The 15,207-nt window shown below is 29.8% G+C and carries 18 protein-coding genes; 16 read left to right on the forward strand and 2 right to left on the reverse strand.

The window, feature by feature from the left end; all coding sequences use genetic code 11:
* Positions 1-95: 95 nt before the first annotated feature.
* The 13 genes from WFZ86_RS04860 (at position 96) to WFZ86_RS04920 (ending at position 11,615) form a co-directional block, all read left to right on the forward strand.
* Positions 96-974 (forward strand): helix-turn-helix domain-containing protein, encoded by an 879-nt coding sequence (locus tag WFZ86_RS04860; protein ID WP_342690886.1) that lies wholly within the window; start codon positions 96-98, stop codon positions 972-974.
* A gap of 71 nt (positions 975-1,045) precedes the next feature.
* On the forward strand, positions 1,046-1,879 hold the full coding sequence (locus tag WFZ86_RS04865) for a Rossmann-fold NAD(P)-binding domain-containing protein (protein ID WP_342690887.1): 834 nt from the start codon (positions 1,046-1,048) through the stop codon (positions 1,877-1,879).
* Between the two features lie 20 nt (positions 1,880-1,899).
* Positions 1,900-2,421, forward strand: a complete 522-nt coding sequence (locus WFZ86_RS04870; protein WP_342690888.1) for an anthrone oxygenase family protein — start codon at positions 1,900-1,902, stop codon at positions 2,419-2,421.
* Positions 2,422-2,438: 17 nt separating this feature from the next.
* The gene (locus WFZ86_RS04875) at positions 2,439-2,819 is read left to right on the forward strand and encodes a DUF5367 family protein (protein ID WP_342690889.1); all 381 of its coding nucleotides are present in this window, start codon (positions 2,439-2,441) and stop codon (positions 2,817-2,819) included.
* A gap of 197 nt (positions 2,820-3,016) precedes the next feature.
* On the forward strand, positions 3,017-3,520 hold the full coding sequence (locus tag WFZ86_RS04880; protein WP_342690890.1) for a hypothetical protein: 504 nt from the start codon (positions 3,017-3,019) through the stop codon (positions 3,518-3,520).
* Between the two features lie 183 nt (positions 3,521-3,703).
* Positions 3,704-4,747, forward strand: a complete 1,044-nt coding sequence (locus WFZ86_RS04885; RefSeq protein ID WP_342690891.1) for a hypothetical protein — start codon at positions 3,704-3,706, stop codon at positions 4,745-4,747.
* Positions 4,748-4,894: 147 nt separating this feature from the next.
* Positions 4,895-5,425: a hypothetical protein gene (locus tag WFZ86_RS04890; RefSeq protein WP_342690892.1), complete on the forward strand. Its 531-nt coding sequence runs from the start codon at positions 4,895-4,897 to the stop codon at positions 5,423-5,425.
* A 318-nt stretch (positions 5,426-5,743) separates the two neighbouring features.
* Positions 5,744-6,397, forward strand: a complete 654-nt coding sequence (locus WFZ86_RS04895; RefSeq protein WP_342690893.1) for a hypothetical protein — start codon at positions 5,744-5,746, stop codon at positions 6,395-6,397.
* Between the two features lie 119 nt (positions 6,398-6,516).
* The gene (locus WFZ86_RS04900) at positions 6,517-7,182 is read left to right on the forward strand and encodes a hypothetical protein (RefSeq protein WP_342690894.1); all 666 of its coding nucleotides are present in this window, start codon (positions 6,517-6,519) and stop codon (positions 7,180-7,182) included.
* Positions 7,183-7,370: 188 nt separating this feature from the next.
* Positions 7,371-7,943, forward strand: coding sequence for a hypothetical protein (locus WFZ86_RS04905; protein ID WP_342690895.1), 573 nt, complete (start codon positions 7,371-7,373; stop codon positions 7,941-7,943).
* A gap of 152 nt (positions 7,944-8,095) precedes the next feature.
* On the forward strand, positions 8,096-8,881 hold the full coding sequence (locus tag WFZ86_RS04910; RefSeq protein WP_342690896.1) for a hypothetical protein: 786 nt from the start codon (positions 8,096-8,098) through the stop codon (positions 8,879-8,881).
* A gap of 409 nt (positions 8,882-9,290) precedes the next feature.
* Positions 9,291-10,826: a M20/M25/M40 family metallo-hydrolase gene (locus tag WFZ86_RS04915; protein WP_342690897.1), complete on the forward strand. Its 1,536-nt coding sequence runs from the start codon at positions 9,291-9,293 to the stop codon at positions 10,824-10,826.
* A 219-nt stretch (positions 10,827-11,045) separates the two neighbouring features.
* Positions 11,046-11,615, forward strand: a complete 570-nt coding sequence (locus WFZ86_RS04920; protein ID WP_342690898.1) for a hypothetical protein — start codon at positions 11,046-11,048, stop codon at positions 11,613-11,615.
* Between the two features lie 59 nt (positions 11,616-11,674).
* Here the strand turns inward: WFZ86_RS04920 and WFZ86_RS04925 are convergent, their stop codons facing one another.
* Positions 11,675-11,965 carry a hypothetical protein gene (locus WFZ86_RS04925; RefSeq protein WP_342690899.1) on the reverse strand — a complete coding sequence of 97 codons (291 nt, stop codon included), beginning with the start codon at positions 11,963-11,965 and terminating at the stop codon, positions 11,675-11,677.
* A gap of 240 nt (positions 11,966-12,205) precedes the next feature.
* Between WFZ86_RS04925 and WFZ86_RS04930 the strand changes: the two genes are divergently transcribed.
* Positions 12,206-12,817 (forward strand): TrbJ/VirB5 family protein, encoded by a 612-nt coding sequence (locus tag WFZ86_RS04930; protein WP_342690900.1) that lies wholly within the window; start codon positions 12,206-12,208, stop codon positions 12,815-12,817.
* A 199-nt stretch (positions 12,818-13,016) separates the two neighbouring features.
* On the opposite strand, the gene WFZ86_RS04935 is transcribed toward WFZ86_RS04930, so the two are convergent.
* The gene (locus WFZ86_RS04935; protein WP_342690901.1) at positions 13,017-13,400 is read right to left on the reverse strand and encodes a hypothetical protein; all 384 of its coding nucleotides are present in this window, start codon (positions 13,398-13,400) and stop codon (positions 13,017-13,019) included.
* A gap of 182 nt (positions 13,401-13,582) precedes the next feature.
* Between WFZ86_RS04935 and WFZ86_RS04940 the strand changes: the two genes are divergently transcribed.
* Together WFZ86_RS04940 and WFZ86_RS04945 are read left to right on the forward strand one after the other, a co-directional pair.
* Positions 13,583-13,966, forward strand: a complete 384-nt coding sequence (locus WFZ86_RS04940; RefSeq protein ID WP_342690902.1) for a hypothetical protein — start codon at positions 13,583-13,585, stop codon at positions 13,964-13,966.
* 474 nt (positions 13,967-14,440) lie between these two features.
* Positions 14,441-14,965, forward strand: coding sequence for a YozE family protein (locus WFZ86_RS04945; RefSeq protein WP_342690903.1), 525 nt, complete (start codon positions 14,441-14,443; stop codon positions 14,963-14,965).
* The last annotated feature ends 242 nt before the right edge of the window (positions 14,966-15,207 follow it).

Consider the following 15,207-nt stretch of genomic DNA (forward strand, 5'->3'; position numbering starts at 1 on the left):
ATCCGAAGAATGGGCTTAATTTAGTCCCAAACTGCTTGTAGCACGAGAAACTTAGCGATCATTGTACCAGAGACGACAGAATCTAATAATAAATAATGACAACAGATATTATAGAAATCAATAACTTCATCGTTTTAATTGAGCAATCCAACTCTGATAAGACCATTGTGCAAACATGTGCCATTGATGGAGATGCTGTAGGATTTGCTTTTTATAGTTCTGGCGAAGTAGAACTAGAAATTAAACATCAAAACCAAACAAAAATAGTTACTAACACAAATGGTGCTGCGATTTCATTTTTTGGCAACAGCAAGGTAGAGTTTTCTCATAAAATCGGACCAAACAGACCACTACAATCTGTAAGCATTTTTTCAAAACTAAATAAGCTCCATACTTTACCTAAAGAAGAGCAAGAAATTTTTAGCGATTTTTTGCCAGAATTATTAGCCCCAAACACTGACTTTGTGGAAGGTCCAAGATTTTACATGACTCCCGACATGCAAAAAGCCGTAAATAAAATCATGACCACCAAATACAAAGGAAATACAAGGCGAATGTTTTTAAAAAGCCAGGTAAATGAATTGCTATCTCATTTTTTTGCATTCCTTGCATCTGATAAGAAAGAAAATATGTCTAATGAAGATAAAGGAAAGCTTTTCAAGGCTAAAGAAATTATGGAGAACAACATTTCCAGTCCTCCTTCTTTGAATGAGCTATCCAAACTTATTGGCCTTAATAACAATAAACTCAAGAAGAATTTCAAAGAGCTTTTTGGTGTTCCTGTTTTTAAATATTTACAAGAAGAACGTCTCAAAAAAGCTTATGAGATGCTTAGCAACACTGATGATAGTGTTCAAGAAGTAGCGTGGTATGTTGGGTATGACAGTTTGAGTTCATTCTCCAATGCATTTCAAAATAAGTTTGGTGTCAGACCTAACGAAATCAAGCGACAATTCCTTTCAAACAAATCTTAATCCTTTTACAACAAAAGTAAAATATAGAACTACCTCACCTTTGCATCATCATTAATTTAAAAACAATTATTATGAAGCAAAGTAAAATTTTAATCCTTGGAGGAAAAGGAAAAACAGGAGGCAAAGTTGTTGAAAGACTACTCAATTTAGGATATGAAAATATCCGTATCGGTTCAAGAAGTGAAATTCCAGCTTTTGATTGGGAAAACCAAGATACCTGGTTAGAAGTAATTAAAGATGCAGATACAGTTTACATTACTTTTCAGCCTGACTTAGCAATACCCACAGCAGTTGAAACTATTAAAAGTTTTACCACTCTCGCCAATGATAATGGTGTAAACAAAATGGTGTTACTATCGGGCAGAGGAGAGAAAGAAGCCCAGCTGTGCGAACAGGCAGTTATGAAAATCGCTAAAAAATGGACTATTGTGAGAGCAAGTTGGTTCAATCAAAATTTCAGTGAAAGCGTATTTCTTGAGCCAATTCTTGCAGGACATGTAGCCTTACCAAGAGCCGAAGCATTAGAACCTTTTACAGATACCAATGACATCGCAGATGTGGTGGTACAAGCAATTATAGATGATAAACACAATGGACAACTCTATGAATTGACAGGTCCAAGACTTATGACCATACCTCAAGCCATTACCGAAATATCGGATGCTTGTGGCAGAAGTATTCAATTTCAACCCCTCACTTTAGAAGAAAACGTTCAGCTTTTAAGAAGCTATCAATTACCGGAAGACTATATATGGTTGGTCAATTATCTTTTTACAGAGGTATTGGACGGACGTAATGCTACAGTATCTTCTGATATTGAAAAAGTATTAGGGAGAAAAGCGACTGATTTTTCAGAATATGCAAAAGTAACAGCAGCAGCTGGAATATGGAATCTAAATAAATAACACCAATAAAATATACACATATGGATACATTTATTTTAGATAAAAAACTAATCGCTTTGTTATTAACTACACTTTTTACAGGTCTTTTAGCGGGTGTGTTTTTTATATGGACGAATGCTATTACACCTGGTATTGGAAAGTTGGATGATGTGAGTTACCTCAGATCTTTTCAAAATATGAATAGAACCATCATCAACCCATTGTTCTATATCGTAATTATTAGTCCTATATTTCTATCCCCATTATCCGCTTACTTATATAAATCCAATCATAGTTTTATGTTTTGGGCAATAGTTGGTGCATCTATATTTTATTTTCTGGGTGTTTTTGTTGTGACAATGATTGGGAATATACCATTGAATATTTTATTAGAAAAAATCAATTTGAGTGAAATAAGTGTAGGAGATGCCAAAATAATGCGAGATAAGTTTGAGGTAAAATGGAATAATTTGCACCTCATTCGAACAATAACTTCAAGCGTTTCCTTTCTTCTTTTAATATTAGCTTGTTTGGCTAGGACCGAAAATAAAATTATTAATTAATGATCAAATAAATTAAAATGAACAAAATAAGAGCAATTTTAACTGGAGCATTAGTGTGGCTACTGATATTTATAGTATTTGCTATACTAAGTAATATATCAATCACAAAAGATTCGTTGAATCTGCAAGCATCCATTGTGGGCATATTCATTATACCGTTTGCTACATTTGGAGCCTCCATTTACTATAAAAACGGCAATAAAAACAATGGATTTATTGTAGGCTTAATAATGGTAGCAACAGCATTAGTATTGGATGCAATAATAACTGTACCACTTATAGAAATCCCTCATGGGCGAGGTTACCAGAGTTTTTATACATACCCATTACTTTGGTTGCTCGTTGCAGTGAATTTAGCAACCGTATATTTTTATTGGAAATTAAAAGTAAAACCATAAAAATTTACTCCCATGTTAACTTCAGAATAAAGAATTGACTTGAAAAAAGAAACAACAAACCGCTAACAGGCGTTTAGCAAGATTGCAATTTTGTAGTAAATACACGTTTATTTATCGCAAGAAATTTTATCTTTGATAGAAAATAATCAGTTCAGTAGTTCGCAACTTCGCCAAGCCCAGAAACATTAGCTAAAATTATGAAAAACGTACTGAAAAATAATTACAAAATCATATTTTTCACCTTAACATTTCATTTTGCTATCAACTGTTTTGGACAAGAAAAGCTTAGTCAAAATGATATCGACACTTTGTATGTAAAAGCTTTACAACAGCGAATGGATTTGGCACTTTCCAGTGGTTATAAATATATTGATATAGATAATCAAACTAACGCACCGCAGACAATATTTACTGAAGGACAAATTAAAATTTTGAATCAGGATGAAATAATTAAAATTTCACGTAAAGAAAACAAAGAGTTTACAGTTTACACTATCTCACATAGAATAATTAGCAAAGATACTGTTGACATTAATTTTGGAGAATACAAATTAAAAGGCTTAAAGAAAAAAGGTGAAAATTCTCCACTTGCAGAAATATCTGAATGTAAATGTGGAGTTGTAAATTATAAGCCAGATGTTAGATTTGTTTTAATCAACAACAAATGGAAAATAATTGAATCTAAATTCATTAAGACCTAAATCAACTGCCACTAACAGCTACAACGGATTTGGACAATGAGCATAATTTGAAATTGTTTTTGTATTTGGAAGATTTGGCAAATCCGAAAATAGGGCTTAATTTAATCTCAAACTGCTTGTAGCGCGGGAATATTATGTGTGATTTTGCGACACTAACAGGTATTCAAAGACTTAATACAAAAAATGAACAATAAAATTATTTCAAAATCGGAAAGAAGTTTAACGAACACTATCATTATTTTTATTGGTATAGTTTTATTTACATTCTTTATAATTTTATTAAATAATAATTTTCAACCAAAAAACAATTATGAAAAAAATCTTAAAATAATAGGGTTTTTAGTTTTAGCGTTAATTATTTTTTATTGCATTTATTATTTACTTAATCAAAAAAGAATTTATGTATATGAGAACTATTTTGAAATCAAAAGGATATTACAAACAAAAAAATATCATTTTTCTGAAATTACAACTCATTTTTCTGAATATTTTGAAGGAAAATACAATTCTTGGACTGAATATTATTTGATTTTAAATACAGGAGAAAAAATAACATTAATTGATTCAGAATATTCTAATTTTTATGATTTCTTTTCCAAAATAAAGATTAGAGTAAAAGAGAACAAAAAATTAAATAAAAAATTATCTCAACCAAAATTCCTAAAACATTCAATTATTTGTGGTATTATTAGTTGTTTAATGTTTTATTTTTCAAGTTGCTTTTATGATTTTAAAACAGTTAAAAATAGTGATTTTTCATATATTTCAAGTGAATTAGTAAATGATATAAAACTTATTAAAAAAAGAAAAGGAAATAATCGATTTGAATTTGAATTAACAAATTACCCGAATTTTGTGTTTATCATTGCTGGTGCAAATTATACAGGTATATTAGATGATGGTATATTTTTAAAAGAATTTAGAAAAGGTACTTTAGTAAAGATTGGAATACAAAAAGATGAATTCGAAAAAAAAATATCTAAATCAAAAGATTTAAATTTTATTGATAAGTATTTAAGATTCTCTAAAATCCAAGTTTACCAAATTATCGACGATAATAATATTTATCAAATAGATAATAGAAAAGTAGATAGTTGGCATGCTGAAAACAATTATTGGGGAATGGGTTGTTTTTCGTTTTTGGGATTATTATTTTTATTTCTAGCTATTGGAAATTATAAATCTTATATCAAATCTGATAATCAAATAAATAAAAACCACACATAACAAGCGTTGGCAAGATTGCGAATTTTGTAGTAAATTCAAGTTTATATTTCGAAAGAAATTTTATCTTTTAAAGAAAAAAAAACGGTTACGAAGCTAGCAATCTCGCTAAGCCCAGGAACATTAGCTAAAATTATAAAAAAACGAACTATGAAAGAGTATTTTAAAAAACATAAAATCACAATCATATTTTTTTTAATAATTATTTTTTTGTCTTTCACATTAATTCCAAATGAAAGGAAACATTATCTAACAGAAAACATAAATGATTTTAGAGAAAATATTTATTGGAAAATAATGACAATTGTATCGATTATTGTTATTCTAATCGTAATAATTTACAAAGAAATTTATAAAAATAATCTGAAACAAATAATGGCCGAATTTATCAAACTTACTCTTATTTGTTTAGTTTATTCTTTTCTTTTACAAAACGTAACAATGTCAATTCTACTATTAATAAATCGCTTGAAATCGAACGAAATAATTAAAAAAGAATATGTTGTTATTGACAAAATTGAAAATAATCACTTTGTAGCAAAAGCATTGAATTCTGACGCAATTATAACCGAAAGAGATTATTTTAAACAAAATGGAAAAATTGAAATTGAGAAAATAAATATAAAAGACACTTTGAAAATTGAAACTAAAAAAGGGCTTTTGAGAATTGAATACTATTAAAAAATACTACCGCTAACACACGTGTCTATTGCACAACTAAAAAAAAGACTAAATCTAACTTTTAATCATTTTTACAAACAAATTATGTGTTAAAAATCAATATATTACATTTTAAATAATTTGACAAATCAAAATATTAGAAGAGAATTTTAGTTATGGAACAAACTCAGCAGTTTGCAGAAATTGCGGGGTTTGAGATTTACCAAAATTGTTACTTTTGAAACTAAATCCTGTCTTTTTCGTAATTAAAAACATTGAAAAACAACAACTTAATAAAAAAAAACAACACATTATAAGCATTACTAAAAAACATCCTAAATGAATAAACTAATTCTATTTGTCTTATTTATAACTTTGAAAATTTTTGCAACTGAGCAAATACCTGACATCTTAATATATAATGGAAAAAAGTATGAATGGAGAAGTTTCAATCCTGGACGAAATTATATAAAAAAGTTTAATTTTAAAGTGCCTGAAGACGCCATTGAGACAACTGCAAATTATGGCTTTTATAATTTTACTTATACAATCGAAAACGACTCCTTATTTCTAACAGACATTACAATCATAGTTAAGAAAGAAAAAGGTTTAGATTCAAGGTCTGTCTTTAAAGACTTTTTTAAAGACAAAGAAAAAATCATTATGGAATACTCTAAAATACAAACATTACCATATGGAAAGCAAATTGAAGTAACAAAATCGAATTGGACAGATATTCATTTTACAAAGTATCTTCTATTTGAATTTAAGAACGGAAGAGTTGAAAAAAATTATGATTTAGAATATAAAAGGTTTTTAAAACTAAAGAGGGATTTATTTTTAAAGTTTAAACAGACCGATGAATATTCTAAATATAAAGTAACTGAAATTGAAAATTTAGAGAATTTTAATGAATTTAGACCTGAAAAATTCTCAATGAAAAGGTATTTAGAGTTTAAAATCATTGGATTAATTAAAACGCTTAAAGAATAAAGTACAGTTCACAACAACTACAACGGATTTACTTTGTCTGTTCGGCTTACAAGCTCGGGTGGGCATTGGGCTTAAAGAAAACCGAAAAATAAAACTAAGTTTAATAAGAAATCAAAATAATGAACGAAAAATTTACTCTAACTGGAGGAGCAAGAATTGGAATGGCAAATGCAACTTTTCCTTTTGCTGATTTGTATGTAGACAAAGAAATATTAAAAATAAATGCTTCGATTGTTGGTAATCTTGTATTCCAACCAAAAGATATAATTTCAATAAAATCATATTCTTCTATTCCAATTATTGGAAACGGAATAAAAATTAATCATAGAATTGAAAATTATGATTCTGAAGTAATATTTTGGACTCTTAAAAATCCAAATTCTGTAATTCGTGAAATTGAAAAAACTGGATTTCTACAAAATACAAATAGTGTACTAAGCGCTGTTGATTTAGAAATTCTGAAAAAGCAAAATGAAGGTGGATTTCCTATAAAAAAATCAGTTGCAATATTTTTTATTGTTGTTTGGAACTTACTTTTTCTTTCTGATATTCTTCCGTTTTTTCTAAATGACAAAACCGAAGGTCCGCCAATTGGAATTGGAATGAATTTAGCAGTTGGATTTATATTTACTAGTTCAATTTTAGCTATAGTTTCCGAAAAATTTCGAAAAATTATATTGAAAGAAAATAGAAATTTTGATGACATAAAAAAGTTTGCCTATTTCATCGCATTTGTAACCGGAATAATGTTTGTTGTATTTACAATTGGAAATTTAAATAAATAAAAAACCGAACGCACAACAACTATAACGGATTTGGGCATTGGGCTTAATGGAAAGATAGTCTTGTTTTGGTAGTATAGTGATAACCGAAAAATAAAACTTAATTAGTCCCAAACCCGCTGTATTACCAAAACGTTAGACATAATTTTATCTAAGAAACTAAAATCCTGCAAACATCTTTAAAGTAAAAAATGAAACCTGAAATCGTATACGTTGAAACTGGAGCAAATCACGATGGATTAGCACAGATTGGAAAATGTTACTTTTCAAAAACTGGTCTAACAATATATTTTAATGGAAATGTATACCAAAAAGACGGAAGAGGTAGTGCAGGCAACTATTATGATATTGAAACTGGAAAGGGATACTGGATTTCTGGAGTTAAAAAAAACGGAACAGACAGGCATAAATTCGGAAAAGGTATAATAGAAATAGACGAAAGTGTTATTGATGAATATTTGAAAATAATTGGAGAAACTGAATTGCAGAAAAATAAGTTTAAATTAGTTCAATTAAATAACGTTCCTGCAAAAGAAAAAGCAACAGAAATACTAAATGAAAAACACGAAACTGAATTTGACAGCTCTATTCGTTTCAAAAATCCAAGTGATTTAACCAAAATTGAACTTGAAAATTTAATTAAACATTACAACGATTTTGATTTACCGAAAATGTATAAGAAAAACAGAAGAGAGTTTATTGAAGGATTGAAAAATTTAGAAATAGAGCTTGAGAAACGAAACGTACAAAAAAACTATGTCTAACAGCTACTCATATGATTTGAGCAATTGGCTTAATGGAAAGTTGGTTTTGTATTTAGCAGTTTAGTGATAACTGAAAAATAAATCTTAATTAGTATCAAACTCGCTGTATTACCAGAATGTTACCTGCTATTTTACCACAGAAAATCAGAAATATGAAATTAAAAATTATTCTTGGATTGGCGATAATTACCGTTACTTCTTGTTTTGGACAAAAAACAAAAGTTGATAGTTTACTTACTGAATTTAAGAAGAAATCTTTTTATAGAAATGTTTATCCTGCCGAACAAGAACTTGAAAACTATCAAAAAATAATTCTTCCTGAATTAATTAAACTTTTGAAAGACACGAGTATAGTAAAATTAACAGATACTGCAGATTTGATTTATCCAGGTAGCACGACTTTTTATGGACACGGGCATTACATACCATATGATATGGATTGGATTTCTGTAAGGTCAGGTTGGCTACTTGAAGAAATAACGTTTCAAGATTTTGGCTACAAGAATTCTGAAGTTAATGACGAAACTCTCTTTAAACTTATGAAAGAAAACTATAATAGCTATGTAGAAAAAGGAAATTATGACCTAGATTGGAAAAATAAAACTTCAAACAAAAAAATTATAGAATACCAAAAAATACTTTCAAAGAATGCAGAAAAATGGTGGAAGGAAAACCACAAAAAATGGAATCGTATTTCTGCTATTAAAGAAGCTTTACAATCTGATAATGAAAACAGATTGAATAATGTCTTTCAATACTTAAGATTTGGAGATTCACAATGTGATAATATGACAAGAGAATTATATAATATTGAAATAAAACCAATAATAATATCTCTAAAAGAAACAACGAAGTATTCCAAAATACAACAACAAATTGATTTACTACAGAACGGAAGCATAAGTTCAAAAATATTGGATAAAAAAAACAGCAGGTAACATCCACCACAACGGATTTGAACAATTGGCTTAATGGAAAGTTGGTTTTGCATTTGGAATGATTTGGCAAATCCGAAGAATGGGCTTAATTTAGTACTAAACTCGCTAGTAACAGAGCGTCAAACTGTCTAAAAGCTTAAATCAAGTCTCTGAGAATTGCGCATTTTGAGATTTTTAAAAGAGAGGAATTCAAATGTAAAAATTAAAAACGGAAGTTTTGAGACAAACTGACGTTAGGTATCATTCACTCTAGACTCCTACTCTGACGGCAGAAAAGTGGAGAAATGGAAAGAATTAATCAAAAAAATAGAATTATAAAATTTTGATTTACAAAAAATTAACAAAACGTTAATTAGACTACTATAGACGAAAACTTACATTGCTTTAGAATATTAACTGAACTAATTTTATGAAAAAATATTTCATCTTTTTCCTTTTAAGTTTTCTGATTGTCGAATCAGTTTCAGCACAATCACCAGAAGTTATAACAATAAAAAAATACGGAACTGAAAATGCTGGCAACATCATTAAAGAGTTCTCCGAGTTTCTCTATTTACCTAATGTTGCTGCTGACCCTGTTGGTCAACAAAAAAATGCTGACTTCATTATGAATATGATGACCAAAAGAGGTATTCAAAAAGTGCAGCTTTTAAGGGCTAACACAGTAGGTGTACCACCAGCAGTATATGGCGAAGTGAATGTACCTGGTGCTACAAAAACTCTTATTTTTTATGCACATTATGATGGGCAACCCGTCAACCCAGCACAATGGGCAAAAGGACTTGAACCGTTTCAGCCAAAGTTATTTACGGATGCCATAAATAAAGGAGGGACAAATATTCCTTTTCCTGCAGATGGTAGTTATAAAAGCGAATGGAGAATTTATGCCCGTGGGGCTTCTGATGACAAGGCTGGTATTAATGCTATCATAAATGCGTATGACGCTATTATAAAAAGCGGACTTGCTCCCAACTATAATCTTAAATTTTTCTTTGAAGGAGAAGAAGAAGCAGGTTCTCCACATCTTCATGAAATACTAGAAAAGCATCAGTCATTACTTCAATCAGACCTATGGATTATTTGTGATGGACCAATTCACCAATCAGGCAAAAAGCAAATTATATTTGGTGTTCGAGGTGATGTAAATCTTGAACTTACTGTATATGCTTCAAAAAGACCACTGCATAGTGGACATTACGGAAACTGGGCTCCTAACCCTGCAATGATGTTGGCAAAATTATTATCCTCTATGAAAGACGACACTGGAAGGGTAACCATAAAAGGATTTTATGACGATGTAACCCCGTTATCTCTTCTTGAAAAAAAATCTTTGGATGAAGTTCCCTCAGTTGATGAACAAATGAAAAAAGAACTGGGAATTAGTGCAGTAGAAATGAAAGGAGTAACATTAAGTGAGGCAATAAACCAGCCTACATTAAACATCAATGGTATGCAAAGTGGTAATGTTGGTAAAATGGCTTCTAATCAGATACCAACTTACGCAACTGCTGTTCTTGATTTAAGATTGGTATTAGGCAATGATTGGAAAAGGCAACAACAAAAAGTAATCAATCATATAAAAGCCGAAGGTTATTATGTAAGCGAAACTGAGCCTACTGATGAAGAAAGAGAAAAATATGCAAAAATCATCAAAGTGGTATCTAATAGCGATGGTGTAAATGCACAACGAACATCAATGGATTTGCCAATTATACAAAAAGTTATTGCCGCAGTTAAAACGACAACCCAAAACCAGATTGTATTACAGCCAACAATGGGTGGTACTTTGCCACTTTTTTTGTTTGAAAAATATTTAAAGGCAAAAACTGTTACTATTCCAATAGCAAACCATGACAACAATCAACATGCAGAAAATGAAAATATTCGTATTGGCAATTTATTCGAGGGAATAGTAATGATGGCGTCTATTATGATGTTTAAATAATTGCGGTGTGACTTACTCCCATCTTAAGACAATTCTGCTATTAACAAGAAGTACGAATACACAACATGGGGTTTTGTGCAAACAGAGCTTAACGTTTAAACTTTGGCAGTTTGCATCACTGTAGTCCAATATAAAAAATTAAAAACGGAGGTTTTGAGACAAACTGACGTTAGGCGTCAGTTGACAAAAAACAAGACTGAATTAGAAACGAAAAATAATATGAATAAATTAGTTTTGTTAATCTACCTAATCACATTGAATTGTTTTTCGCAAAAAATTGAAAAACTTGAATTTTCAATTTCCGAAATTGATAGTTTAAGTAAAAATGAAAGTTGTCTGGTCATTTATGATTTGGGAGGCAAAATTGAAGCCCAGAAAGTAACTAAAAATCTTGAAAAAGAAGTAAAAACTAGTGGAATTGGATATTTTTCAATAAAACCACATTCATATCTGACAGAAATTCTGAAAACTGAAAATCTATCCCAAAAAAAGTTGAAAAATTATAATCAAGACCAAAATTGCAAGTTATTAAGAGCCGATTATGACAGTAAAATTGATTTTAAAGATGGAACTTTTAATAAAATAAATGTGAAATTTTATTACAATAAAAATAAATTATTTTATGTAAAATATCAAGAACAAAACAAAAATGATAAAGTCAATGAAACTGAAATAAATCATAACTTTTTTTTGGTCGATATTGACAAAGAATTTATCGAAAATGAAGATTTAAAAAAATGGATACTAAATCAAAACAAAGAAATAGTTAAAAAGTGCCTATTGAATTGAAACAGAAATTAAATAAGCAACCGAACACCTAACAGCAACAACGGATTTAGGCAATAGGCTTACTGGAAAAATGGTTTTGTATTTGGCAGATTTTGCAAATCCGAAAAATTGGCTTTCTTACTATTGTGCACCCTACTTTTGGTGCCATCAATAACAATGGTTTCCCCAGCGATCAGGTCAGCATCTTTAAGAAACGAAACAAACAACTTGAACATTTTTTTTAATCCCGATGGATTATTTTTTCTAAAATCAGAAATACTGTGATAATTGGGTACAATGCCTTCACTTTTAAGAATGCTAGTCTTAAAACCAAGCAATTCAAGCGAGATATGCTCTACGAAAGCTTCCATAAAACAAACAGGATTTTCAGGAGTAATTTTATCCTCTAAACTGTTTATTTGTAAATGCTAGCGGGAAATTCCTTGGATGTGTTGCATACTTTAAATATACAACTTTTCCTCCTTATGTAACTCAATTTTGACTACTTTTGATAAACAATAAGCGGAGGTTTTTTCACAGACTGACGTTGGTGACAATACTACTTGAAAAAACGAATAAACCTGAAATTCACCAAAATAATTAAAGAAAAAATGAAAAAATATTTATTGAGTTCATTAGTAATATCGTCAATTTTCTTGATAGTTTCTTGTAATGAAAACAAACGTGAAAATAAAAACTCTGAAATTCAAAATCCAGAAGCGTTTCAAGATGACATAAGCCTAAAAAGTTTATCTAAACGAGGTGGAAATTTAATTGAAGAACTTTATGCAGAATTAGTAGAAAAAACTCCTGAGTTAAAAAAACTAGAAACAGAATTAGAAACGTTTCAAGAAACTCCATCAGAAACTCAAAATATTTTTTACAATTATAACGGAAAATCAACACAGTTTTATGGCAATGCTACAGGATTTGCAAATCAAATTACGGATAGCTTAAATAAAAAAAGAGTTTTAGATTTAATCAAAAAAAGTAATGAAAAATATGATTCAGAATCTAAAGAAATTAATGAACTTGTAAAGCAAATTTCTAACTCACAAAATTCAATTCAAGACAATCATAATATTCTAAAAATAGTTTTGACAATTTCATTAATAGAAAAATATCAAAAAGAAAACTTACCAAAAAAGAAACAGTTTTTGGAAACAATAGCTAAACAAAAAGAATTGAATAAAAAAATAATAGAGAAAACACCAAAATACTAATAAGTATTGCCACCAACACACGTGGCTGTTGCACAACTAAAAAAAAGACTAAATCTAACTTTTAATCATTTTTTTATAAACAAATTAACCATTGAAAATCAATATATTATATTTTAAATAATTTGATAAATCAGAATTTTAAGAGGGAATTTTAGTTGTGCAACAAGCACACACGCTACAAGCAATTTGGGTTTTAGGCTTAATTTAAATATGGTTTTGTATTTGGCAGATTTTGCAAATCCGAAAAATTGTCTTTCTTACTATTGTGCGCCCGACTTTTAGTGCCATCAATAGCAATGGTTTCCCCAGCGATCAGGTCAGCATCTTTAAGAAACGAAACAAACAACTTGAACATTTTTTTTAATCCCGATGGATTATTTTTTCTAAAATCAGAAATACTGTGATAATTATAATTGGGTACAATGCCTTCACTTTTAAGAATGCTAGTCTTAAAACCAAGCAATTCAAGCGAGATATACTCTACGAAAGCTTCCATAAAACGAACAGGATTTTCAAGACTGATTTTATCCTCTAAACTACTTAATTGTAACTGTTGGCGGGAAATTCCTTGGATGCGTTGCATACTTTAAACATACAACTTTTCCTCCTTATGTTACTCAATTTTGACTACTTTTGAAATAAAAATAAGCGGAGGTTTTTTCACAGACTGACGTTATAGGCAATGCGACCAAAACTGAACGAAATATCCTTTGTCAAAAATCCCTATTAATCTATAGTTTAGATAATTTAATAAGATACTTGAAAATGTCAAGAAGAATAAAAGATTACGATAGAATAAAAAAAGACTCGAGGAGAAAAAAAGCGAAACAATACTTTTACATATTGCTTGTATTGTCTCCATTATTATATGTCGTTCTTGGTATTATAAAATGGCCAATATATAACTCATTACTTGACAATTATGGGATAAAAACTGAAGCGACGATTATAAACGAGAAAAACTTTATGGGAAAAGGAATCATCACTCAAATGTTTAGTTATTCATATGAATTTTCAATTAACAATAAATGTTACCGAGGAGATTCTAAAGACAGGAAATATAAAATTGGAAACAAACTGGAAGTCGAATATTTAGAATTCTTTCCTCAAGTGAATCGTACATCTAAAAAACAAACGCACTGCCTATAATCGAGTAGACGGCTCCGCCAGAAACTGACGGAGTGCGCCCTACTTTTGGTGCCATCAATAACAATGGTTTCCCCAGCGATCAGGTCAGCATCTTTAAGAAACGAAACAAACAACTTGAACATTTTTTTTAATCCCGATGGATTATTTTTTCTAAAATCAGAAATACTGTGATAATTGGGTACAATGCCTTCACTTTTAAGAATGCTAGTCTTAAAACCAAGCAATTCAAGCGAGATATGCTCTACGAAAGCTTCCATAAAACAAACAGGATTTTCAGGAGTAATTTTATCCTCTAAACTGTTTATTTGTAAATGCTAGCGGGAAATTCCTTGGATGTGTTGCATACTTTAAATATACAACTTTTCCTCCTTATGTAACTCAATTTTGACTACTTTTGAAAAACAATAAGCGGAGGTTTTTTTTACAGACTGACGTTGGCAGTCATTATAACAAACAAAAAAAAATGAAAATATTATGACAATACAAGAATTTATCAAAAAATGTTCTTCTTTAGATAGTCCAATCGGAGATTTAGCGAACGACATTTTGGGCGACAAGAATTTTCCTTTATCAAAATCTGAAAAGGAAGTAGTTGAATATTTAGATTTTGAAACAAAACGAGGTGGGACAAATTCTACATTTCAAGAATTCCTTGCTGAGTATAGAAAGAGAAATAACAAAACCTTAAAATTCATTTTGAACTATCTCAAGACAAATAATATAAAATCACTTGAAGATGCAAATCAAAAAGGAATAGCGATGCCTTACGTTGAGACTTGTGGCAATATTATAAAAATTCCCGTTGGAAATAATTTTCCCGAAACTGTAATGAATGACTTGAGGGAACTTGAGGCAATGAATGAAAAATGGGAAGAAATTTCAGATGGAAAAAAAGTACAAAGCCATATGCTTTCCAACCCGAATATAAATGACGGAATGAATATAAGCTTTTGTTGTCAAAAAATGCAGTTTGAGTTTCTACTATCATTGGTAGATTAAAAAAATAACGACTGCCAACACACGTGGCTGTTGCACAACTAAAAAAAGACTAAATCTAACTTTTAATCATTTTTTATAAATATATTACACACTAAAAATCAGCATATTAAATTTTAAATAATTTAACAAACCAGAATTTCAGGAGAGAATTTTAGTTGCGCAACAAGCACGCTTGCCACAAGTAATTTGGGTTTTAGGCTTAATTTGAAAATGGTTTTGTATTTGAAAGATTGGGTAAATCC

The sequence above is a fragment of the Flavobacterium polysaccharolyticum genome (genome assembly GCF_038739875.1).
In the GTDB taxonomy this organism is placed as follows: Bacteria; Bacteroidota; Bacteroidia; order Flavobacteriales; family Flavobacteriaceae; genus Flavobacterium; species Flavobacterium polysaccharolyticum.

Coding starts and splice junctions, on each gene's coding strand:
- WFZ86_RS04860 (WP_342690886.1), top strand. CDS start 96: ATGACAACAGATATTATAGAAATCAATAACTTCATCGTTTTAATTGAG.
- WFZ86_RS04865 (WP_342690887.1), top strand. CDS start 1,046: ATGAAGCAAAGTAAAATTTTAATCCTTGGAGGAAAAGGAAAAACAGGA.
- WFZ86_RS04870 (WP_342690888.1), top strand. CDS start 1,900: ATGGATACATTTATTTTAGATAAAAAACTAATCGCTTTGTTATTAACT.
- WFZ86_RS04875 (WP_342690889.1), top strand. CDS start 2,439: ATGAACAAAATAAGAGCAATTTTAACTGGAGCATTAGTGTGGCTACTG.
- WFZ86_RS04880 (WP_342690890.1), top strand. CDS start 3,017: ATGAAAAACGTACTGAAAAATAATTACAAAATCATATTTTTCACCTTA.
- WFZ86_RS04885 (WP_342690891.1), top strand. CDS start 3,704: ATGAACAATAAAATTATTTCAAAATCGGAAAGAAGTTTAACGAACACT.
- WFZ86_RS04890 (WP_342690892.1), top strand. CDS start 4,895: ATGAAAGAGTATTTTAAAAAACATAAAATCACAATCATATTTTTTTTA.
- WFZ86_RS04895 (WP_342690893.1), top strand. CDS start 5,744: ATGAATAAACTAATTCTATTTGTCTTATTTATAACTTTGAAAATTTTT.
- WFZ86_RS04900 (WP_342690894.1), top strand. CDS start 6,517: ATGAACGAAAAATTTACTCTAACTGGAGGAGCAAGAATTGGAATGGCA.
- WFZ86_RS04905 (WP_342690895.1), top strand. CDS start 7,371: ATGAAACCTGAAATCGTATACGTTGAAACTGGAGCAAATCACGATGGA.
- WFZ86_RS04910 (WP_342690896.1), top strand. CDS start 8,096: ATGAAATTAAAAATTATTCTTGGATTGGCGATAATTACCGTTACTTCT.
- WFZ86_RS04915 (WP_342690897.1), top strand. CDS start 9,291: ATGAAAAAATATTTCATCTTTTTCCTTTTAAGTTTTCTGATTGTCGAA.
- WFZ86_RS04920 (WP_342690898.1), top strand. CDS start 11,046: ATGAATAAATTAGTTTTGTTAATCTACCTAATCACATTGAATTGTTTT.
- WFZ86_RS04925 (WP_342690899.1), bottom strand. CDS start 11,965: ATGGAAGCTTTCGTAGAGCATATCTCGCTTGAATTGCTTGGTTTTAAG.
- WFZ86_RS04930 (WP_342690900.1), top strand. CDS start 12,206: ATGAAAAAATATTTATTGAGTTCATTAGTAATATCGTCAATTTTCTTG.
- WFZ86_RS04935 (WP_342690901.1), bottom strand. CDS start 13,400: ATGCAACGCATCCAAGGAATTTCCCGCCAACAGTTACAATTAAGTAGT.
- WFZ86_RS04940 (WP_342690902.1), top strand. CDS start 13,583: ATGTCAAGAAGAATAAAAGATTACGATAGAATAAAAAAAGACTCGAGG.
- WFZ86_RS04945 (WP_342690903.1), top strand. CDS start 14,441: ATGACAATACAAGAATTTATCAAAAAATGTTCTTCTTTAGATAGTCCA.